Genomic DNA, 22167 nt, shown 5'->3' on the forward strand with positions numbered 1-22167 from the left:
ATAAATCTCTCCTCTTTTCGCTTACGAGGTTAGCTGTCGGATTCGGGCTAGAGAGAATGCCCTACCAGGGTTACAAATCCCTGGATTCACCCCTTGCGACCCGTTAAATAACGTTCGCGTTGGTTCCCCCGCTTTTTCATTCGAAAAATTCAGCGTTATTGGTATGCCATTTAATTTTAAACCTGATGCACGCTTTTGTAAACCACCAAGCTCTCAAAAATGGAAACTCTATCAATTATTGTATGTGGAATCAGAATAAAGATACATAAGAAATAGCAAAAAGGCTAACGTCATTATTTTTGAAAACGAGAGAGAAACGGAGAAATAGTTAAATAGATCGAGATCAAGCCCAATGAAAGCGTTGCTTTTCACTTTACAGCATCTTTAACAATCTGATTTAGCCGGCAGGCTTGCTTTACAGTACTATTATCGAGGAGTAAGATTCGATACAGGAATTGCAAATATGTTTCATTTGATGATCGCTGAGTTTCCGTTATAGCGGAAAGCGGGGGAACCAATTATTAGGCAGTGTACGAGTTCGATGTGAGAGTCGGACTGTTGCACCGCAGGGGTGAATCTTTGCACGGTACCATGGATACCGGACAAAGTAGGGCGACTCTCACCGCCCGAATCCGACAGCTAACCTCGTAAGCGTGGATCGAGAGAGGGATGATGAAGCTTGTGATCGATTAACTTCGACCGCAGAGTGTCATAGGCCTCTGCGGTTTTTTGCTGCCCGGAAAACGTGCATCTGGTAAGAATATGAAGTAAAACGCTGAGTCCTGCAACGGCAGGAGCGGGGGAACCAACGATCGTTTCGTGTTTAATAACACGCAATCGAATCATGGGGTGAATCGCTTGGCATAGGCCAAGCGTAGGGCAACTCTCAAGGCCCGAATCCGACAGCTAACCTCGTAAGCGCACTCGAGAGAGGCAACAGCCATCGTGCTTCCTGCTGCTTATTAAGCTGCGGGTAAAGAAGCCGCGGGAAAAGTTCCTCTTATCCCAAGGCTTCTTTTTTGTTGCCTTTTTTTCAAAAATGGAGGAGGGATTTCCGTGATAGATGTCTATATGATTATTGCCTTATTGGCTTGTTTCGGTTTGTTTTACGGATTTTTGACCTGGTGCGGCAATGTCATTGAGCAATCGGGAGGGGACAACGGATGATTATCGTAACCGTTCTGGCGTTGTTTGTGTTCGTTTATCTGATCTATGCCTTAATTCATCCGGAAAAATTTTAGCCAAGGAGGATTTACGATGGATGTTTTACAGATGCTGGTAGTCATTGCCGTCCTCTTACTGCTTGTCAAGCCGCTAGGAACGTATGTGTACCATGTATTTTCCAATGAACCAAATCGGCTGGACAAGATTTTCGGAGGAACGGAACGGTTTATTTTTAGGCTAATCGGCTTAAACCGGCGTGAGGGCATGAGCTGGAAAGGATATGCGCTAACCTTCATTGCTACGAATATCGTTCTCGTCGCCTTTAGTTATTTGATTTTGCGGCTGCAACATGCGCTCCCGTTCAATCCGAACGGCATGGGCAGTATGGAGCCCACGTTAACCTTTAATACGGTCATCAGTTTTATGACGAATACGAATCTCCAGCATTACAGCGGCGAGAGCGCCTTATCGTATTTCTCGCAAATGGCTGTCATTATGATGATGATGTTCACATCTGCGGCTACGGGCTTCTCGGTGGCGATTGCCTTTGTCCGCGGCATTACAAGCAAAGGAGAAACGATCGGCAACTTCTTCGAAGACTTTGTCAAAGCACATACGAGAATATTTCTTCCGGCTTCCTTCATTATTACGCTTGTGCTCGTGGCGCTTCAGGTGCCGCAAACGCTCGATCCGACGTTAACGGTCAAGACGCTCGAGGGCGCGATGCAGAAAATTGCGGTCGGACCTGTCGCTTCGCTGGAATCGATCAAGCATTTGGGAACAAACGGCGGCGGATTTTTTGGCGTCAACTCGGCCCATCCGTTTGAGAATCCGAGTCCGCTCACAAACGTCATTGAAATTTTATGCATGTGGGCGCTGCCGGCTGCATTGCCGTACACGTTCGGGTTATTTGCTAAGAACAAAAAGCAGGGCTGGGTTATTTTCTCGGCGATGATTTGCTTGTTCCTCGTCTTCCTAAGCGTGGCGTATACGTCGGAGAAAGCCGGCAGCCCAGCGATGGAAGCCCTTGGCATCGACGCTTCCCAAGGCAGCATGGAAGGCAAGGAAGTGCGGTTCGGAATTGCGCAATCGGCGTTGTTTACAACGGTGACAGCCGCCGCAACGACAGGAACCGTAAACAATATGCATGATACGCTCACACCGCTAGGCGGGTTGGTCCCGCTCGCGGAAATGATGCTTAACGTCATTTTCGGCGGCAAAGGCGTCGGACTGGTCAACATGCTGATGTATACGGTATTGGCCGTGTTCATATGCGGGCTCATGGTCGGCAGAACGCCGGAGTTTCTAGGACGGAAAATCGAGCCGCGCGAAATGAAGCTGATTGCCGTCGCCATACTGGCTCATCCGTTCATTATTTTAGTACCGACGGCGATTGCCTTCATGACCGATCTCGGGCATGGAGCGATAACGAATCCCGGTTTCCACGGCATTAGCCAGGTGTTGTACGAATACACTTCATCGGCAGCGAATAACGGCTCGGGATTTGAAGGCTTAGGCGATAATACCCCGTTCTGGAATATGAGCACCGGGCTTGTCATGCTGTTCGGCCGATATATTTCCATGATCGCCATGCTGGCTGTTGCCGGATCGCTCGTCCGGAAGCAGCCGGTGCCGGAGACGATCGGTACGTTCCGCACGGATAACGCTTTGTTTACGGGCTTATTAATCGGTACCGTTCTATTGATAGGAGCATTAACCTTTTTGCCGGTTATCGTTCTTGGACCGGTTGCCGAATATTTGACACTCCGCTAAAGGATGAGGTGAACGATGATGAGTAGCAATCGAACAAAAAAGATGCTGTCTGCTGATGCGGTGAAACGCGCTTTAGTGGAGAGCTTTATCAAATTGAATCCGGTCGTCATGCTGAAAAATCCGGTTATGTTCGTCGTTGAGGCCGGTACGGTTATTGTTCTGCTGATGGCTGTATTCCCTAATTATTTCGACTCGCGGGAGCGTGTCGGATTCAACGTAACGGTGTTTCTCATATTATTGTTTACGCTGTTGTTCGCAAACTTCGCAGAAGCGATTGCGGAAGGCCGCGGCAAGGCGCAAGCTTATTCGCTCAAAAAGTCGAAGCAGGAAATAACCGCAAATAAGTTAGTCGGGGGTTCTATCGTAGTAGTATCGTCAACCGAGCTTCGTAAAGGCGATATTGTAATGGTGTCGCAAGGGGAAATGATTCCCGGCGACGGCGAGGTTATTGAAGGCTTGGCTTCGGTGGATGAGTCGGCTATTACGGGCGAATCTGCTCCGGTTATTAAGGAAGCGGGAGGGGACTTCAGCTCCGTTACGGGCGGAACGCGTGTCGTTAGCGACTCGATTAAGATACGCATAACAAGCGATCCTGGGCAATCGTTTATCGACCGCATGATTGCGTTAGTCGAAGGTGCAAAGCGGCAGAAAACGCCGAACGAAATTGCGCTGAACACGCTGTTGACCAGCTTAACGATTATTTTTTTAATCGTTGTTGTGACATTGGCGCCTATCGCCAATTATTTGGATATAAAATTAGAGATTCCGGTATTGATCGCCCTGCTAGTATGTCTGATCCCTACGACGATAGGCGGACTGTTATCGGCCATCGGCATTGCCGGCATGGACAGGGTTACGCAATTCAACGTGCTGGCCATGTCGGGCAAAGCGGTCGAGGCGGCGGGCGACATTAATACGATGATATTGGATAAAACCGGCACAATCACCTTCGGCAATCGGATGGCAAGCGAGCTTGTACCCGTAGGCGGCGACAATATCGAGCAGTTATCGGGATGGGCAGCCATCAGCTCGCTCAAGGATGAAACGCCTGAAGGCCGCTCCGTGCTGGAGTGGATGAAAAAGCAAGGAATGAGCTACGATGCATCGCTTGCCGAAGGCGGCGAATTCGTTGAGTTCAAAGCGGAAACGCGAATGAGCGGCATGGACTTGAAGGACGGCCGCCATGTTCGCAAGGGTGCGGTCGATGCGGTCAAGAAATGGGTGGCTGCGCAGGGCGGGGAAATTCCGTCCGATTTGGATCAAGCAGCGAAGCAGATTGCGTCATTAGGCGGCACGCCGCTCGCCGTAGCAGTAGACAATAAAATGTTTGGCGTTATTTATTTAAAGGATACAGTGAAGCCAGGCATGAAGGAAAGGTTCGACCAGCTGCGCGAAATGGGCATCAAAACGATCATGTGTACAGGTGACAATCCGCTTACGGCAGCAACAATCGCGAAGGAAGCAGGCGTCGATGAATTTATTGCGGAGAGCAAGCCGGAAGACAAAATCGCCGTTATCCGCAAAGAGCAGGCTGAAGGTAAAATGGTTGCTATGACAGGCGACGGCACGAATGATGCGCCTGCGCTTGCGCAAGCGGAGGTTGGGCTTGCCATGAACAGCGGTACGATCGCGGCGAAAGAAGCGGCGAATATGGTCGATCTGGATTCTGATCCGTCGAAAATTATTGAAGTGGTCGCCATAGGCAAGCAATTGCTTATGACAAGGGGCGCACTGACCACGTTCAGCATCGCCAACGACATTGCCAAATATTTTGCGATTATTCCTGCGATGTTCATGCTCGCTATCCCGGAGATGGGCGTGCTCAATATTATGAAGCTCGGATCTCCGTTGTCGGCTATTTTGTCGGCGCTCATTTTTAACGCGATAATCATTCCGCTCCTCATTCCGCTTGCCATAAAAGGTATAACGTACAAACCGATGAGCGGGGCGCAGCTGCTAAGCCGCAATGTGTTCATATACGGGCTTGGCGGGGTTATTGTTCCTTTTATAGGCATAAAACTAATCGACTTAATCGTGCATGTATGGATCTAACTTAACTTTACATTAACAGGAAAGAAGGCGTGACATATGGACGGTCAAGCAAAATCAAGCCCGCGGGTCGGCTTATCGATTCTGTCGGTTTCTTTACGCATTAGCCTATTGTTTATGCTCATTTGCGGAATCATTTATCCGCTCGCAAGCACGGGAGCAGCACAGCTGCTCTTTCCATATCAGGCGAACGGCAGTTTATTAAAAGACAGCAATGGCGAGTTAACGGGTTCCGAGCTTATAGGACAAAGCTTCTCGGACCCAAGTTTCTTCCAAGGACGTGTATCAAGCATCGAATATAATGCGGCTGCATCCGGCTCTAATAACTTCGCACCGTCAAATCCCGCCCTAATTGAGCGGACTAAAGCTTCGGTCGAGGAATGGAAAGCGAATAATCCGGATGTTCCGGTCGATCAGGTTCCAATCGCGCTTCTTACGAACTCGGGCTCCGGACTGGATCCCCACATCACGCCGCAATCCGCGGCTGTCCAAATTCCGCGGATCAGCAAGCTGACCGGTCTGCCGGCTGCAGAGCTTACAGTGCTTGTTAAGGAGCAAACCGAAGGACGTGATTTAGGACTTTTCGGCGACGAGCGGGTTAACGTGCTTAAGCTGAATCTTGCATTATCAGCCAAATTGGTGAAATAGCATGCAGTATCGCAGAAAGACGCCGGAAGAGCTGCTGCTTTCCATTTCAAAGCTCCACCTTGGAAGGTTGAAAATATTGATAGGCTCCGTTAGCGGTTCAGGCAAAACCTATCACATGCTGCAGGAAGGAACTCAGCTTAAGCGTGATGGAATCGATGTTGTCATATGCGCGGTATCCACGCTGCAAAGGCCGGAAACGGTCGGCCAACTCGGTGAGCTGGAGCGGGTTCCAAGCATTCATTGGTGGAAGGACGGCGTTGAACAGAAGGACTTGAATCTCGATGCGCTGATCGAGCGCAACCCGGAGGTCGTGCTCGTAGACGGACTGGCGCACCGCAATCGTGCAGAGGCGCGTTTTCGAACGCGTTTGGAGGATGTTCTCTTTTTACTTGAGAAAGGGATTAGCGTAATAACGACGATTAATGTATACGAACTGGAAGGAGCGGATGAAGCGGCATTGAAATGGACCGGCATTCGTGCAGAATGCACGGTTCCGGCCCATACACTCGAGCTTGCGGACGAAGTCCGGTTAATCGACGTATCACCCGAAACGATATTGCAGCGGATTAAGGAGGGCGTTCTTGGCGAAAATACGCATCCGGCGATTTCGATGCGGGGAAACCTGGCTGTGCTGCGGGAGCTGTCGCTGCGGCTCGTTGCTGAAGGCGTGAATGAGACACTGGAGAAGCACCGCGAACAGCTGGGGCTCACCGGACCTTCCGGGGCGTCGGAGCGCATTTTAGTAACGGCTCAGTACCATTGGAACGGCTCATTGTACGTGCGCAGGGGCCAGCAAATCGCAAGAAGGCTGAACGGCGATATTGTCGTTGTTTCATTTGTTCACCCCCGCAAGGTGCTTTCTAAGGAGGAACTGGCTTTCAAGAGCTCCATCATGAAGCTCACGGAAAAAGTAGAAGGCAAATTCGAAGAGCTGCCGCTCCTTCATCGCCGTAAGCTGCCAGCCGCTCTCGTGCGATATGCGGAAGAACAGAACGTGACGCGCATCGTAATGGGACACTCGAAGCAAACAAGATGGCAGCAGTTATGGCAAGGCTCGATCGTTGACAGCGTGCTGCGCAGGCTGTATCAGATTGATTTGTTTCTGATGGCGGATCGCGCGGAGCACGAGGGCGAGCGTATTATGCCTATCAGGCAGAAAAGTGGCTCGAGCAGGGAGCTGTTCCGCCGCTTCAGCATGGAAGAGAAGGAGAAGCGGATCGAATCGATAAGCAGAGGCATGTTCAAGGTTTATATCGGAGCGGCGCCGGGTGTAGGGAAGACCTATACAATGCTTGCAGAAGCGAATGTCCTGCTCCGGAAAGGCATCGATGTCGTAGTCGGTTTGGTCGAAACGCATGGGAGGCGCGATACACTCCATCAAATTGGCGATCTACCGGTTATTGAGCAGCAGACGATACAGTATCGCGGGACGACGCTGAAGGAAATGGATGTCGACGCCATCATTCGCCGAAACCCCGATGTTGTTTTGGTCGATGAGCTTGCGCATACGAACGTTCCGGGAAGCTTGCGTAAAAAGCGGTATGAGGATGTCATTTATTTATTGGAAAATGGGATTTCAGTCATATCCACCATGAACGTGCAGCATATCGAAAGCTTGAATGATGCCGTCGAGCAAGTAACCGGCGTGCGCGTCAGGGAAACGGTACCGGATGCGATTTTACGTCTGGCGAATGAGGTCGAGCTCATCGACGTGACGCCTCAAATGCTGCAGCAGCGTATGAGAGAAGGCAAAGTTTATGCGATTGAAAAGGTCGAGCAAGCGCTTGGCGCTTTTTTCACGACCGTCAATTTGATTGCACTGCGCGAACTCGCTCTCCGCGAAATTGCCGATGATGTCGATGAGCGGCTCGAGTCGTGGGACCGCAACCAGTCGCTCCGGGGACCGCTTCGCAGGCGGGAAGTTATATTTGTCGGCGTCGATATCGACTCCGATGCCGAACGCCTCATACGCCGCGGCTTCCGTCTCGCTTACCGGCTCAAGGCCGAATGGTATACACATTACGTGCAGGACGGCAGCCCATGGACGGATGAGAAAACAACAAAACGAGATGCATTATTGAAGCTGACTGAGCGCCTCGGCGGGAAGTTTGAAATGTCAAAGGCGGAGAGCAAGCAGCATATTGCCGCGACGCTCCTAACAGCTGCCAATCTTGCGAAGGCAACGCAGCTTATAATAGGCCAATCCAACCGTACTTTGTGGCATGGTTTGCTGCGCGGCAATATCGTCCGCCAACTGCTGCGAACAGGCCGTCATATGGATGTGCTCATTGTCGCAAACCGGGTGGCGGAGAGGCCATAAATACAAAACAGCCCGAACCGTCTGCAGTTTGGGCTGTTTTGATTGTATTGGTTCAAATATAAGAATTATAAGTTTCAGTAAGCTGCGCCTCCAAAGGACGGCACAGAACCGAGCTGAGCACAAACGCAGCTAACGGTTCGTGCAAAGCGACAGCCGTTTACGCTTGTATATCAGGCTTCCTCAGCCGGTTCAATCCATTCTTGCGACCACACTTGTATTTCCCGAATGACCGGCTCAAGCGCGCGGCCTTTCTCTGTTAACGAATATTCTATGCGAACAGGTATTTCGGGGTAGACGTGCCGGTCGACAATACCTTCGTTCTCTAAGTCTTTGAATCGCTCCGATAACAGTCTGCCGCTGATCGGCAGCGCCGATTGTACGGCGCAAAATCGCTGCGGGCCGGACAATAGCTGATATATGATTAGGCCGGTCCAACGTTTGCTAACGATGTCCATTCCCTTCTGGAAACGGGGACAAAGGTTTGACTGATCCATGTGTATCACCTCTTTTTAGCTTCCATTAAGTATAACTCCAATATCTTATTTATACAAGCACACCTGAATATTGTTAATTACTTGACTATCATAAGTTATAAAATTATAATTAGTTACAAATAGTAACTGAACTTGAGGAGGCACAACCATGAACCCGTTATTTCTAGCACACGGATCACCTATGCTCGCTGTCGAGCAAAATGAATATAGCAAGTTTCTTCAAGCAACCGGAGCGAAGCTGAAGCCTGATGCAATCGTTATTTTTACGGCACACTGGGAGACCGAGACGGTTACCATTTCGTCAAAGGACGATGAATACGAAACGATTTACGATTTTTACGGCTTTCCCGATGAGCTTTATCAGGTTAAATATCCGGCTAAAGGATCAACGAAGGTTGCCGCTCTTGTCGGTCAATTGCTGAGCGACAAAGGCATACCGGTCGCTTATGATACTACGCGTGGACTAGACCATGGCTCCTGGACGATGCTGAAGCATATGTTTCCGATAGCTGATGTGCCGGTGGTTCAAATATCGGTCAATCCTTACCGCTCTGCGGAGGAGCAATATCAAATCGGTGAGGCGCTGCGCAGCTTAAGCGAACAAAACATTTTGCTGATCGGCAGCGGTGTTACTGTTCATAATCTGCGGGCTGTAAAATGGGGACAAAAGGAGCCGGAAAGCTGGGCAGTCGAGTTTGACGAATGGTTAATTAATCGAATGAACGAGCTCGATACAAAATCCTTATTTCAATATGAACAGCTTGCCCCATATGCTAAAATGGCAGTACCGCGTGCGGAGCACTTAGTTCCATTATACATTGCGCTTGGAAGCGGAAACCCTGCAAAAGCGCCGAAAGTTATTTATCGCAGTTATGAGTTTGGCACACTGAGCTACCTATCGTTGCAATTTTAATAATATATTTGTTGGAAAAGGTGAATTAGGATGATTAAACCCAATATTGCAGCCATTATTAAAGATAAAATAAAGCGCACGCAAAGCGGAGGCAATGACATTTACGTAGTTGGACCGGTAAAACTTCCTGTCGAGCTGGACGGTGAAACGAAGATATTCCACTGGTACAGCTGGCTCCGTAAGGAGGCTGGCGAGGAGCAATCAGCCGAACAGCTTGTTGAGGATTTGAATCGCTTCTCCTATGCCGATATGCAGCAATCGAGCGTGCTTGTGTACGGTGATTTCGAGAATAACTCAGATGCGCTTATCCGGATGCACAGCATTTGCCATACGGGCGATATTTTCGGAAGCGCAAGATGCGACTGCGGCTTTCAATTGAAGCAGTCGATGCGTATCATTACAGAACATGGCAGCGGCGCGCTCTTTTATTTAGCAAACCATGAAGGCCGCGGCATCGGCTTATTTAGCAAAGCGATCGCGTATTTACTTCAAGAGGAAGGTTTGGATACGGTCGATGCCAACACGGAGCTTGGCTTTGCTGACGATGCGCGTAATTACAGCGATGCAATCGCCGTACTTAAGCTGCTTCGCGCCTTGCCGGTGTCGATCATCACGAACAACCCGCGTAAGGTTGAGGCGCTGCGCACAGCCGGCTTGAATGTTGCTGCGAGAGTGCCGTTATGGGGCAACTCCTCAGTCTATAATGAGAAGTATATACAAACCAAAAAGACCCGGTCCGGTCATTTCGGGCAAGAGCCGCAATCGATTGTGCAGTAAAGTTTATAAAAGAAGAAGAAAGCCGTTTTTGCGTGTATGCGCAGGAACGGTTTTTTGTTGGTTAGGAAATCACATCGGTCATATCTTAATGTTGCTAGGAGCGCTTCGGCTCCGACAGTGCCCTTCTCTTTAATTAAAGGAAAATCCTCCAGTTAATTTGTCTTTGAAATCGTGAGGATCTATCTAGCTGGAAAACCTCCTTATAAAATCGGCGAATTGTTGAAAATTGCGTAAAATTATTAATTTAACGGGAGAATTTCCTTTTATATGATTACTAAATCGATTAAATTGAATAATTAGCTGGATGTTTTCCTGATATGTCCCCAGGGTGATTTTGTTCTGGCATCTCAACCTTTTTGACTCTTGTATCGTCTGTGATAATATCGGATTACAATTCAAATCATATCGAATGGAAAGGTCGGATAAATGATGAAAAACAAAGATCATACTAAACCGAATAAGCGGAGGAAGCGGCTGCTTGCCGGGCTTGTTTTAACAGCCGTATTGGCAGCAGTGACTGGCTGCAGCATAGAGATTGAATCAAAACCGGCGGATACTGACATTGCGACTGAGGACAATGGTTTTGCTGCTTCAGAAGGAAAAACGGATCAGCAAGCGCTGCTTAAACAGTTCCAGACGGTGGTGAAGGGGGCGTCAGAAGCCCCGCCTATAATTGCTTATCTGAATGCACAAATCGCAAACGCGGACCAGATAACGGCGGATACGATGCTCCGCGGACTGCACTCTTATTACGATTCGAATTTGGAAGCGGCACAAAAGGCTTTCTTTACAGATAACGTGCAAGACGTGCTGTTGAAGGAAGAATGGCCAATTACGGCGCAGACTGCAGCATCTATACAAGATACAACGGTACGAGAGCTTGTACAGAGTGCATTCTATGGCGGATATAAGCTGGAAATGGTCGAGGGCTCTCTCTATCCCATCGTGGATTACAGCTTTCAGAAGCGATATAGCAAATTTCTATCGAATCAAATGAAAACATTCGTCGAGCTGCAAGCAGTCGAGTCGGATAAGGCATCGGCCATGGATGGCGGACTTATGATTACATGGGATGAACTAGCAGAACGGGCTTTGCTTGCGGAAGCTTTTATTACGGAATATAAAGATTCGCCTGAGCGCGAGACTGTATTGAATCAATATGTAAATCGTTATTTGACGATGTATATTAACGGTTTAATTAATACGCCGATCCACGATTTTGAAACGTTCAAGCTGCTTGATGAAGTGAAAGACAGCTATAAGAAAACGGCTGAAGAAGCACCGCAAACTGTTACGGGTAACCTTGTTGCCCAATTTTTGGATGTGCTGGCCTCGACGGGTGATCAGGTTTTTGCAGTGAAGGATGGAAAACAGCTTGAATTACCTGCTGTTAAGCAGTTCCGTGAAGGCCTTTCCGCTAAGGCGGAAGGGCTGCTAAAACAGCCATAAAACGACAAAATTATTTTGCGTTCCGCATCCTTTTCAAGTATGATGAGAAAAACTGAACTCATGTTCACATCAAAGGAGTAACAACGCATGCATTCAAAAACGAGCCATTGTAAAATTGTTGACTGCACGATCCGTGACGGCGGACTCGTGAATAACTGGGATTTTAGTGTCGAGTTTGTTCAGCATTTGTACCAAAGCTTGAACGAAGCCGGCGTCGATTATATGGAAATCGGCTACAAAAACTCGCCAAAGCTGCTGAAAGGCGCTGAAAGCGCAGGCCCTTGGCGTTTTCTGAACGATGATTTCTTGAAGAAAGTGCTCCCTAACAAAGGTAACACGAAGCTTTCCGCACTCGTTGATATCGGCCGTGTAGACGAAAATGATATTTTGCCGCGCAGCGAGAGCTTGCTCGACCTAATCCGCGTGGCTTGCTACATTCAAGATGTTGACAAAGCGCTTGAGCTTGTAAAAGTGTTCCATGATCGCGGATACGAAACGACGCTTAACATTATGGCGCTCTCGAACGTTATGGAGAACCAGCTGGTCGAAGCATTCCAGCTGATCAATGACAGCGTGGTTGACGTTGTTTATATCGTTGACTCATACGGCAGCTTGAAGCCGAATGATGTAAGCTACCTGGTAGATAAATTCCGTCAACACCTGCCTAACAAACGTCTTGGCGTGCATGCGCATAACAACCTGCAGCTTGCTTTCGCCAATACACTGCTTGCAGCTGAGAAGGGCGTTGAATTGCTGGACGCCTCCGTATACGGCATGGGCCGCGCAGCCGGCAACTGCAACACGGAGCTGCTGGTATCTGAACTGCAAAACACGAAGTACAGCATCCGTCCAGTACTCGATATGATCGAGAAATTCATGATTCCGCTTCGTGAGAAGGAAGAATGGGGCTACATCATTCCGTACATGATTACGGGGATTTTGGATGAGCATCCGCGTTCCGCGATGGCGCTTCGCGATTCAGCGGACAAAGACAAAGGCGTGGAGTTTTACGACCGCCTCACAACGCCGGAAATTGCACACAGCAAATAAACAAACTTAAGGGCAGCTCCGATCAGTCTGTTGAAGACTATCGAAGCTGCCCTTTTTTTGTGAAAACACAGATATGTTATTGCTCAAACAGCTCGCCGTCTCCGCGAATGGCCGCCGCTTGATGCGGCTCGTTCGGATGCAGATATCCGCTGCCCCGGAAGGTTTGACCGCTGTTTGCAACCGCAGTAAGCTGTATGCTTATATCCTCGCTTTGCCCAAACCATCTGAGCATCTCGCGGTCGGCTACCCCGTTAATGTCAACGTACCAAAGCCGGTCGCCATATTCCGTAACACGGACAAGCTCGGCGGATGTGAAGGTTAACGGCTTCGTTTGACGCTGATACATAATTTCAATTGCGATTAATTCAAATGTTTCCACGATGAAGTCCTCCTGTATATCCAGCATAATGCAGCCGGTCCTTGGACTCGCCGCATGTCTGTAACCGATTGTAATGTTAAGGGCCAATTTATGCAACATTTGTAAGCCGCATCTCGTTAGATTAGCAAATACAAATACAAGGGGTTGAAGGGATGAAGGCGGGTCATTCGTTCAAAGGGTCAGGTAGACTTAGAAGTGCGGGAAGCTGGATCATTGCTATTCTTCTTGCAGTTATGTTAACACTCAGCGCGTGCTCTTCCGAATCAAATGATGCGTCAAACGGTAACGCAGGAAGCGATACGTCTGACAGCCGGGGGGCTGGTAATGAAGCTGCTAAGGAAGAGGATCACGGCACTAGTTCTGAGAATCGCGCCCCATCAATCGAAGAGCCTAAGCCTGAGAAGGAAGGCGGCAAGCGCGGTTATGATAATCAAGACAAAGAAGTGCAGGCTGGTCAATTAACGGCAGGCGAGTGGGATGATTTGGCGGCTTGGGAGCGGTTCGGCAATTTGCTGAATAGTCAGGAAGGCGACAGCAGCAAGCGGGTATGGTCATTTTGGAATTTTCATAGGCTTGAGGTTGTTGTGACCGCGAACGGCAAAGCAGTATCGGATGCAGAAGTGCAGTTGCTTGCCGGCAAGCAGACGGTTTGGAAGGCTCGCACGAATACGGAAGGAAGAGCTTACGTATTTGCCGGACTGTATGTGCGGGATATAGCCAATCAAGGAAGTTTTACGGTACACGTACAATCCGGGCAGGAAAGGAAAACAACACAGCAGGTTGATATCCCGCAGCAGGGCACCATAAAGGTCGATATAGGCAAAGGAACGAAGCTTTCGGAACAAGTAGACATTATGTTTGTTGTCGATACGACAGGCTCGATGGAGGATGAGCTGAACTACTTGGAAGCGGAGCTTAAGGATGTCGTTAAACGTGTTGCAAACGAGCATGCAAATCAGCTTGGCATTCGGATTAGCGCGAACTTTTATAAGGATAAGTACGATGATTATATTGTAAAGCCTTATCCGTTCACGACGGATATCGATAAAGTTATCGGTCAGTTCAGCAAGGAGGATGCAGACGGGGGTGGCGACTTCCCGGAGGCAGTCGATCAAGCGCTCCGCGATGCTATACATGAGCATAAGTGGAGCGAGGAAGCGCGGGCACGGCTTTTGTTTCTCGTCCTGGACGCACCGCCGCATGCTGATCCGCAAATTATTGACGAGATCCAGCGGCTGACGGAAGAGGCGGCGGCTCAGGGCATTCGCATCATCCCCGTAGCCTCCAGCGGCGTCGACGTCGATACGGAATATTTACTGCGGTTCATGGCGGTAGCGACAGGCGGAACGTATTTATTTCTAACCGATGACAGCGGAATAGGCGGCGGCCATTTGGAGCCTGCGGTAGGCGAGTATGAAGTTAAGCTGCTGAACGATTTGCTTGTCGAGGTTATTAACCGTTATGTGCAGGAGTAAGCTGAATATTTAAAGCTAAAATCAAGCGAAGATGGCTGAGCGGAATAGAGCTAAAATTTAATGTAATTTCAGCACTTTCCGCAGATCAGGATTCAGCTAGCTTATGTGGATGCGGACATAGGATTCACTATTTGTGTGAAAGAGGTTAAAATCCAAACTGTCCGGACATAGGATCTCCTATACGCCTTAAAATCCACTTAAAATACCGGTTTTACGGCAAATAACGGATTCCATGTCCGCAAGTACCTCAAAAGAGGGGCAAAACGGACAAATAACGGATTCCAGGTCCGCACGGTGGACATTGGATCCGTTTCGATTCTGTTTTTACAGCCGAAGCTTGTACGTCCGAAAACGTCCTTGACCACTGGCAACGCATGAATTGCTGTTTCAACACCGAGCCGTGCAAAATTCGCCTTAACATCTCGAAGGCTTACTCTAAGATAGTAATATTGCGTAAGTTAACAAAGGTCTATCCTGAAAGCGGTCTAGAACGCTTTCAGAATAGACCTGTTTTTTTAAAAATGGAAGTTTGAGACTATTTCGTCTTAACGGACTTTGGGTTAGTTAATCGACAGTCTCAGTTACTCAGTACAGCTTACCCTGCCTATACAGCACGGTGGACAGCTTCATGACGGCGTGGTTGTAGCAATTTTGGCGAAGCGGGTTAGGATCCCCGAAATAGGCCGGCAAGATGCCGTCTAACGTTTTTTGCATTTTCGCGTAGAGCATCTTATGAATTTCTTCTTCGCTGTAAAATTGTGTTTCCCGACCTTGCAGCCACTCGAAATAGGATACGATAACACCGCCGGCATTCGCTAATATATCGGGAATGACTATGGTACCTCTGGCGGTGAGCTCTTCGTCCGCATCGCCCGTTACAGGCGCATTCGCTCCTTCAACAATAATGCGGGCCATCACTTTCGCGACATTGTCCTTCCGTATTTGATCCTCCAGCGCAGCAAGGATGAGTGCATCGACATCCAAATAGAGGATATCCTCGCGTCCGAGTATTTGTGCTTTTAGGCCAAGCTCGGATAGAGCGGCTTCGGATGCTGGCAAATCTCCTTGATGATAAGCAGCGTATTCGATCAGCGCCGGGATTAACAGTCCATCCGGATTATAGAGCGTAACGTTTCGATCGCTTACCGCGACCACTTTATTGTGTAAGTAAGAGCACTTATATGCTTCAAGCGCAGCTACCGATCCGACATTACCGAAGCCTTGTACGGCGATAGTCAGCGAGCGATTCGAGTGGGCGACCGCCGTTTGCACGAACGGATTGGTGCTGCCGGCCAGCCAGCTGCTTTGTGCCTTGAGAAAATCGTAAATCATATAGCGGAAGGTGAAGTACACCCCTTTGCCGGTAGCTTCTCTGCGACCTAACGAGCCGCCGTTAATGACGCTCTTCCCGGTGAAGCTGCCAAGATAAGGATGACCGGGATGGATGCTCTTATATTCCGCCATCATCCAGTCCATCTCGCGCTCGCCGGTACCCATATCAGGTGCTGGAATATCTTTGTCCGGCCCTAATACGTCACTGAAGTACTGCACGTATTTTTTGCAAATGAGATACAGCTCTTTCACGGAATAGGTGCGCGGATTAATGACGACACCGCCTTTGCCGCCACCGAAGGGTACTTCGTGCAGCGCGTTTTTCAGCGTCATAAGAGCTGCCAGATTGGTTACTTCCTCTTCACTCACCGATTCATGGAACCGGATGCCGCCCTTATAAGGACCAAGCGTATCGTTATGCTGGATTCGATAGGCTGGAATGCGAACGACGTTGCCGCTATCGACCGTTATACGTAAAAATGCCTTATGAACTTTATTAGGTGTTGAAAGAATAGCGGCGAGCGACAAAAAGGCTTGCTCGCGGCTCTGGTCCTGTAGATGCGGCAAAAATGACGGGTCTCCCATTAAAGCGTTTAAGGACTGCTGTACGATGGCACCGGTTTGGCTTGCCATATCTAAACGACCTCCTTGTTCATGAATGGTAGTGCCGAAACGTGATGAAAGGGCGGGGCTTAATGGAAATAATTCACATGATAACTTTACCATATTGCATCGCTTAAGCCAAAAAAGCCCCTATCCGAAGGCCGGTTGCGCAACCGTCATTTGGACAGGGGGCTCTATAGTGAGAATGCCAGATAGTTACATTACATTATTATGTCAATTTGAGCAGCAATGAGCTGTGCGGAGGCAGTGAAAACGATAGCTCGTCTAACACGCCTAAATCCTCACGCTTCCACAGGTCGCGTACACGTTGCGCACCCGTCAAGCCGAGCTGTGATAATGATACACTAACGGTATCAATCTGTTCACCGGCATTAAATAATGCAGCATATACGGATCCGTCTTCACCCTTCGCGGTCCATGCTATTCGATCGGCTTCGCGATAAAGCTGGCGGGCGCCGCGCCCGTTGCGATGCAGCTCGAGCACCTCTTCATTCGTAAGCAAGGAAAGCGTCCACTCATCGTTATCGCGCATTTCACCGCCAAACATGAGCGGCGACCTAAAGATCGCCCACAGCGACATCATCGTTACCTGCTCGTCCCGCGTAAACCTGGTCCAGCGGTCGCTAGCTCCGCCATCAACGGAGCGAATGCCCAGGTGGCCAAGCGGCAGCATGTCGCAATCCGGCCATGCTCCAGCAGCCACATGCGGCGCCCACTTCTCGCAGCGCTCGAACATATCGTGCAGAAGATGCCATAAATCCCAGTAATCGTCCGTCATCCGCCACATATTCGCATGATCCGCGAGCGCCTCAGCATGCTCAAGCGGAGCTGGACCTGGCGATAGGCTGAGCACCATCGGCCGGCCGCATTGGTCGATGGCGTTACGGATTAATTGGATTTCTTCGAGATGAATGCCGTATAGCCGCGAAGCAGCAATATCATCCACTTTGACAAAATCGACGCCCCAAGACGCATATAGATCAAACAATGAATTGTAATATTGCTGCGCACCATCCTTCTTAGCATCCACCCCGTACATGTCCGTATTCCATGGACAAATGGAGTTCGGGTGAGCGATGGAGCGTGCGGTTGCGCTTGTACCTAAAATGGGGGTGTCGGCATGGACGGCCTGCCGCGGAATGCCCCGCATAATATGAATGCCGAATTTTAGGCCAAGACTGTGTACGTAATCTGCAAGCGGCTTAAACCCTTGACCGTCAGCAGCGGAAGGAAACCGTCCGACTGCAGGCAGCAAACGGGAATATTCGTCCATTTCAAGCGGTACGAAAGGGCGGTACTGCGAGGAGTTTGCGCCAGGCTCATACCATTGGATGTCAACGACAACATAGTCCCAGCCGAAAGCCTTTAAATGCTCGGCCATATACTCCGCATTGCCGCGAACCTCGTGTTCCCTCACGCTGGCGCCATAGCAGTCCCAGCTATTCCAGCCCATTGGCGGTGTTACTGCATATTGATGATGTTTCGAAGCAGTTATCATTACTTTTCGTCCTCTCTTATCATAATATTGCTCTCTTCGATAATCGTAAAACGAAACAATAGCCTGTGGCTAGCACAATTTATTGCGATAATGTGTAAAATATTGCCCTCTAATCGAACTGCAGGCGATCGATGGAAGGAAGCTCCTTCGCCATGCGGAAATCACCGGGCGGGAAGCCGACTCTGCTGCGAAACACCTTGCTAAAATAGCTGCCGCTCGAATAACCGACGGCAAACGCAATGTCCTCGACCGACAAGGCCGTGAAGCGCAGCAGCTCGACCGCTTTCTTGATTCGAAGCTTCGTGACGTAATCCATCGGCGACATGCCTGTCGTTTGCGTAAACATTCTCGTAAAATAATACTTTGACAACCCGGCGGCATTAGCGACGTCATCCAAGCTTTGCAGCTTATTATATTCTGCTTCCATATAAGCGGCAGCCTGCTGAATCTGAACGGGCCAATTCGCTCTTTCTTTTTGCTGTACCGAGCCTGATTGAAGCAGCTCCATCATGAAACGGTATAGAGATGCCGAAGCCTGATAGCTATTCTGAATGCGATTGCCGCGGGCATCCCCATATAAGCTTTGCAGTGCACGGACGGCTGCACTCGACTGCTCGAGCTTAGGCGTGGCGCCAATGCTCTGAACGAGCTCAGTCCACAGCTCCCGCAAATGCCGCTGACGGAACAGCACGAAATAAAACTCCCATTTGTCGCTTGTTTTCGGTAAGCAGTAATGATGATCGCCTGGAATTTCCGCCAAAAAGGCTGAACCGGCGGGAACTTCGCAGGTATCTTCTCCGAGGCGGAATTGGCCGGAACCGGAAACGGTATATTGAAACAAATATAAGGGGCCGTCGATACGCTTCATCCCGTCCCAGTAATAATCGTGCTGCGTCACAAGCTGGTAGCCGACAGCGAACAGCTGATAGATCGGAAGCTGCGGCGGGTCTTGGAAACGGTAGCCATAAGCGCCATAGGGGTTGTGCTGAGCCATGTCGGATAACTCCTCCTCCTGTGCAATGTAATTTGTATAGCGGAAAGATGTCAACATTAACTATTGAACTGTGTGCGAATTTCTATCATAATGTTAGAAAAACTAACGTCAATTATCGGAAGGACGGCAGTGTTTATGGATCTCATTCGCGTTTTCATTTATGGTTCGCTGCTTCCCGGTCACAGCAATCATCATGTTGTCGCTAATTTTGTGCACGACTACTCGCCAGGCCAAATTGCCGGCCGGTTAGTCGATTTTGGTCCATACCCGGCTGCCATTCGCGATTCCGTTGCAAAGGAATGCAATAGTATTATACGTGGACAATGGATTACCGTCGACAGAGCGGGCCTTGCTTCGATGGATGTACTTGAGGACTTTCACGGTATTGATGAGTATAACGACTACGACCGCATTTGGGTACAGGACATTCAAAATGCAGAGGTCTCGGGATGGGTATACGTATGGGACACAAATAGAGGCTGCCCGGCTATTCCGGAGGCCTATTGGCCGGATTTCTTCGCCCGCAAGAGCGGGTAAGCTTGTGCGGGAGTCATCGTGTATCCGTTCCCGGACACAAATAAAGGCACTGTCCCAAAGCGTGATTAACGCGGGAGAGTGCCTTTCATCGTCCTGCATGTCCCAGCCGGACAGCTGTTAGCTGTCGTCTTCTTCCTGCTCCGCGCTATAAGCGATCAGCACGACATCCGAGCCGTATTGCTTGCTTAGCTTCTCCTCCAGCTTGTGAATAGCGTCAAGCGCATCAGTTTGGCTGCTAAGCTCGGCGATCCGAAAGTCTTTGTCCATCATCGTCTCCCACATCCTTCTTTATTTTGCACTATGAATAGAATTAACACGATGGCTCTCCGTTATACGGAACGGGACGGTATAAGAATGGGCTCTGCTGCGCCATAGGCCGTTTCGTTGTTCTTTTGGTTACGGTCTAGTACACTGAAGCTGAACAATATAAAGGAAGTGACATCGTGGGCAATATGAAATACATAGTCTTTTTATCGCTATTTCTGCTTTTCTCCGCAGCCTCGCCCTTACTAATCGCAGCATCAAGCGTATCGGCGCAACCGCTATCCATAATCGAGGCATCCGCCTTCGATCCGCATCGGCAGGTCGGACACGATCATTCGGCCGCTGACTATGCGGATGCCGGCGTCACCGTGGAGCAAGCTTTATTTTATGCGGTTAGAACGGCTTATTATTTCGCGCTTATGGCTGCAGCAGGCATGATGCTGTGGACGATTGCCCTACCGGCAGGAGCAAATGAAACCGCGAGGCAGCTTGTGGATAAATGGAGCTTACTCGCATTACGGGGGCTGCTGATCGCTGTCCTTGCATTCGTCTTTGTTCATGTCCAAGCCTTATTGAAGGGATATGAGGGGGGCATTGCGAATGAATGGCTGCGCTTGCTTACCGAAACAGCGACAGGAAGGTCGTTTCTAGGCATAGCCGTCCTTTCGTTACTCGGCTTTGCAGTGCTGCGGTTAAATGATTCATTCAAAATGGTTTGGGCGCTGCTGCTCGCGGCTTCAGAAAGCTTTAACGGCCACGTCAATGCTCTGCCAGCCAGCACGTTAGCCATCGTAATTGATTTTGTCCATCTTATATGCTCGGCTTTGTGGGCAGGGGGCTTAATGCTGCTCCTGTTGTTTTGGTATGCTGACCGCAAGGAGGCGGCCAGGTTTGCCGAGAAATTTACAAAGGTTGCATGGCTGTCGATCTTGCTGCTTACAGCGAGCGGAATTGGAATGACTTATCTCATACTCCCGTCTTGGCGTTACTTGCTTTATACGGATTGGGGAATTATGCTGCTCGCGAAAGCGGTTATCGTTGTTCTGGTCATTGCAGTCGGAGCTTTATTGCACATAAGGGCAAGGCAACGAGAGCTGCCAAGCGGCAGGATGCTGAAGCTGGACGGCCTGTTGCTGAGCCTCATCATAATCATCGTAAGTGTGTTTACCTATTTGAGCCCTGTACCGAAAACCGTACCGCTGTCCTATCATAAAATGGGCGATACCCTGCATTACACGCTGGCCGTGACGCCTAATGGACCAGGACCAAATCGGGTAACGCTGAAGGTGTGGCTGCCTGAACAGCTTGGCGCCCCAGTGGAGGTGCAATTGCGGCTGCTTGCGGACGAGCATCCGGAGCGGTCTGCCATCGATGTCCCGTTGCATAGCGTAGAGACTGAGGCGGAGGAGTCGTTCCCAGGTTTTATTGAATCGGATTATCTAGCAGAAAAAGTGGATGTACCTTCGCGCGGCGCATGGACGGCGGAGCTTGTCATTATCGATGCAACAGGTGCGGAAACGAAGCAATCCATCGCATTTCGCAACGACTAAACCTGGAAGGGAGCAGGAGTGTAATGTCGTATAAATGGTTGAAATGGCTCATTTTATGGATTCCGACGGTCACGATAGGGGTGTGGGAATATTTGCGCCATATGCTGCTGCTTCCGTTCATTTCAATGGATCTAGGCAATTTGCTCGCTCCCGTCTTCGTATTTCTTATATCATTAACGCTGCTGCGGTCGCTGTTCGCTAAGCTGGAGCAAATGCAGGAATCGCTTCAGCGCGAGCGTATCGTCAAAGCGGCTTTCGAGGAACGGGAGCAATTGGCCCGTGAGCTGCATGACGGCATCTCGCAATCGCTGTTCATGCTTTCGGTTAAGCTGGACAAGCTGGAGCGGGCGCAATCGGATTCGGATGTGCAGCAAACGACGGAGCAAATAAGGCTGACGGTGCGCCATGTCTATGACGATGTGAGACAATCGATTGCCAACCTGCACGATGCGCCGTTCCCGGAGGATATGTCCTGGATGCAAAGCATCCATCATTTGGCAGCCGAGATCGAGCAAACCAGCGGCATACAGACGACCGTGGAATGGCATGTTCAAGAGCGTTTGTTGTCTTATAAGCAAAAGGTTGAGCTGCTTGCCATTATGCGCGAAGCTCTTATGAATGTGCAAAAGCATGCCCGGGCTGGGCGGATCGTTATTCGCGGGGATTATGAAGCCGCTATCCATTCGGATGATAGCACCTTCAGATGCACAATTTTAGACGACGGCATAGGAGTATCAGAGCAGATGCTTTACGAAAAAGGGAAATACGGCGTTAAAATGATGCAGGAACGGGCTGCCGCAATGGGCTGGACATTGACGGTGCAGGCAGCACAGCATCAAGGAACAAAGGTTGAAATAATAGGCAGGAGCATATGAAG

The 22167-nt window shown here is 49.6% G+C and carries 19 protein-coding genes and 3 riboswitches; of the genes, 13 read left to right on the plus strand and 6 right to left on the minus strand.

Features of this window, described 5'->3' with window-relative positions:
• Positions 1-3 precede the first annotated feature (3 nt).
• A riboswitch (cyclic di-AMP (ydaO/yuaA leader) is annotated at positions 4-165 on the minus strand.
• A 305-nt stretch (positions 166-470) separates the two neighbouring features.
• A riboswitch (cyclic di-AMP (ydaO/yuaA leader) is annotated at positions 471-670 on the plus strand.
• Positions 671-763: 93 nt separating this feature from the next.
• Positions 764-936, plus strand: a riboswitch (cyclic di-AMP (ydaO/yuaA leader).
• Positions 937-1163: 227 nt separating this feature from the next.
• The 5 genes from kdpF to DFP97_RS26130 are packed head-to-tail and all read left to right on the plus strand — an operon-like array spanning position 1164 to position 7954.
• Positions 1164-1241, plus strand: coding sequence for a K(+)-transporting ATPase subunit F (gene kdpF / locus DFP97_RS32360; RefSeq protein WP_114383660.1), 78 nt, complete (start codon positions 1164-1166; stop codon positions 1239-1241).
• A 16-nt stretch (positions 1242-1257) separates the two neighbouring features.
• Positions 1258-2937 carry a potassium-transporting ATPase subunit KdpA gene (kdpA, locus tag DFP97_RS26115; RefSeq protein WP_114383614.1) on the plus strand — a complete coding sequence of 560 codons (1680 nt, stop codon included), beginning with the start codon at positions 1258-1260 and terminating at the stop codon, positions 2935-2937.
• Positions 2938-2955: 18 nt separating this feature from the next.
• Positions 2956-4989 (plus strand): potassium-transporting ATPase subunit KdpB, encoded by a 2034-nt coding sequence (gene kdpB, locus DFP97_RS26120; protein ID WP_114383661.1) that lies wholly within the window; start codon positions 2956-2958, stop codon positions 4987-4989.
• A gap of 36 nt (positions 4990-5025) precedes the next feature.
• Positions 5026-5634, plus strand: a complete 609-nt coding sequence (kdpC, locus tag DFP97_RS26125; protein WP_114383615.1) for a potassium-transporting ATPase subunit KdpC — start codon at positions 5026-5028, stop codon at positions 5632-5634.
• 1 nt (position 5635) lies between these two features.
• A complete protein-coding gene (locus tag DFP97_RS26130) occupies positions 5636-7954 on the plus strand; it encodes a histidine kinase (RefSeq protein WP_114383616.1) in 2319 nt (772 codons plus the stop codon).
• A 170-nt stretch (positions 7955-8124) separates the two neighbouring features.
• Here DFP97_RS26130 and DFP97_RS26135 read toward each other — a convergent pair whose 3' ends face one another.
• Positions 8125-8448 carry a winged helix-turn-helix transcriptional regulator gene (locus DFP97_RS26135; protein WP_114383617.1) on the minus strand — a complete coding sequence of 108 codons (324 nt, stop codon included), beginning with the start codon at positions 8446-8448 and terminating at the stop codon, positions 8125-8127.
• Positions 8449-8596: 148 nt separating this feature from the next.
• Between DFP97_RS26135 and DFP97_RS26140 the strand changes: the two genes are divergently transcribed.
• The 4 genes from DFP97_RS26140 to DFP97_RS26155 all read left to right on the plus strand — a co-directional run bounded on the left by DFP97_RS26140 (position 8597) and on the right by DFP97_RS26155 (position 12637).
• Positions 8597-9361: a DODA-type extradiol aromatic ring-opening family dioxygenase gene (locus DFP97_RS26140; protein WP_114383618.1), complete on the plus strand. Its 765-nt coding sequence runs from the start codon at positions 8597-8599 to the stop codon at positions 9359-9361.
• 30 nt (positions 9362-9391) lie between these two features.
• The gene (locus DFP97_RS26145) at positions 9392-10138 is read left to right on the plus strand and encodes a GTP cyclohydrolase II (protein ID WP_114383619.1); all 747 of its coding nucleotides are present in this window, start codon (positions 9392-9394) and stop codon (positions 10136-10138) included.
• A 426-nt stretch (positions 10139-10564) separates the two neighbouring features.
• A complete protein-coding gene (locus DFP97_RS26150) occupies positions 10565-11587 on the plus strand; it encodes a hypothetical protein (RefSeq protein ID WP_114383620.1) in 1023 nt (340 codons plus the stop codon).
• An 87-nt stretch (positions 11588-11674) separates the two neighbouring features.
• Complete coding sequence (locus tag DFP97_RS26155) at positions 11675-12637, plus strand: aldolase catalytic domain-containing protein (protein WP_114383621.1); 963 nt, start codon at positions 11675-11677, stop codon at positions 12635-12637.
• Positions 12638-12713: 76 nt separating this feature from the next.
• Here the strand turns inward: DFP97_RS26155 and DFP97_RS26160 are convergent, their stop codons facing one another.
• A complete protein-coding gene (locus DFP97_RS26160) occupies positions 12714-13016 on the minus strand; it encodes a hypothetical protein (RefSeq protein ID WP_114383662.1) in 303 nt (100 codons plus the stop codon).
• Positions 13017-13168: 152 nt separating this feature from the next.
• Between DFP97_RS26160 and DFP97_RS26165 the strand changes: the two genes are divergently transcribed.
• Positions 13169-14491: a VWA domain-containing protein gene (locus DFP97_RS26165; protein WP_114383622.1), complete on the plus strand. Its 1323-nt coding sequence runs from the start codon at positions 13169-13171 to the stop codon at positions 14489-14491.
• A 585-nt stretch (positions 14492-15076) separates the two neighbouring features.
• On the opposite strand, the gene DFP97_RS26170 is transcribed toward DFP97_RS26165, so the two are convergent.
• The 3 genes from DFP97_RS26170 to DFP97_RS26180 form a co-directional block, all read right to left on the minus strand.
• Positions 15077-16456, minus strand: a complete 1380-nt coding sequence (locus tag DFP97_RS26170; protein WP_114383623.1) for a Glu/Leu/Phe/Val family dehydrogenase — start codon at positions 16454-16456, stop codon at positions 15077-15079.
• Positions 16457-16655: 199 nt separating this feature from the next.
• Positions 16656-17945, minus strand: a complete 1290-nt coding sequence (locus tag DFP97_RS26175) for a glycoside hydrolase family 27 protein (RefSeq protein ID WP_114383624.1) — start codon at positions 17943-17945, stop codon at positions 16656-16658.
• Between the two features lie 109 nt (positions 17946-18054).
• Positions 18055-18939: a helix-turn-helix transcriptional regulator gene (locus DFP97_RS26180; protein WP_181873684.1), complete on the minus strand. Its 885-nt coding sequence runs from the start codon at positions 18937-18939 to the stop codon at positions 18055-18057.
• A gap of 135 nt (positions 18940-19074) precedes the next feature.
• On the opposite strand from DFP97_RS26180, the gene DFP97_RS26185 reads away from it, so the two are divergent.
• A complete protein-coding gene (locus DFP97_RS26185) occupies positions 19075-19476 on the plus strand; it encodes a gamma-glutamylcyclotransferase family protein (RefSeq protein WP_114383626.1) in 402 nt (133 codons plus the stop codon).
• 117 nt (positions 19477-19593) lie between these two features.
• Here the strand turns inward: DFP97_RS26185 and DFP97_RS30970 are convergent, their stop codons facing one another.
• Positions 19594-19746, minus strand: a complete 153-nt coding sequence (locus DFP97_RS30970; RefSeq protein WP_181873685.1) for a hypothetical protein — start codon at positions 19744-19746, stop codon at positions 19594-19596.
• 182 nt (positions 19747-19928) lie between these two features.
• On the opposite strand from DFP97_RS30970, the gene DFP97_RS26190 reads away from it, so the two are divergent.
• Both DFP97_RS26190 and DFP97_RS26195 read left to right on the plus strand, forming a co-directional pair.
• Positions 19929-21290, plus strand: coding sequence for a copper resistance D family protein (locus DFP97_RS26190; protein ID WP_245976613.1), 1362 nt, complete (start codon positions 19929-19931; stop codon positions 21288-21290).
• Between the two features lie 23 nt (positions 21291-21313).
• The gene (locus tag DFP97_RS26195; protein ID WP_114383628.1) at positions 21314-22165 is read left to right on the plus strand and encodes a sensor histidine kinase; all 852 of its coding nucleotides are present in this window, start codon (positions 21314-21316) and stop codon (positions 22163-22165) included.
• The last annotated feature ends 2 nt before the right edge of the window (positions 22166-22167 follow it).

Origin of the sequence: Paenibacillus prosopidis (genome assembly GCF_003337375.1) — a bacterium.
Taxonomy (GTDB): Bacteria; Bacillota; Bacilli; order Paenibacillales; family Paenibacillaceae; genus Pristimantibacillus; species Pristimantibacillus prosopidis.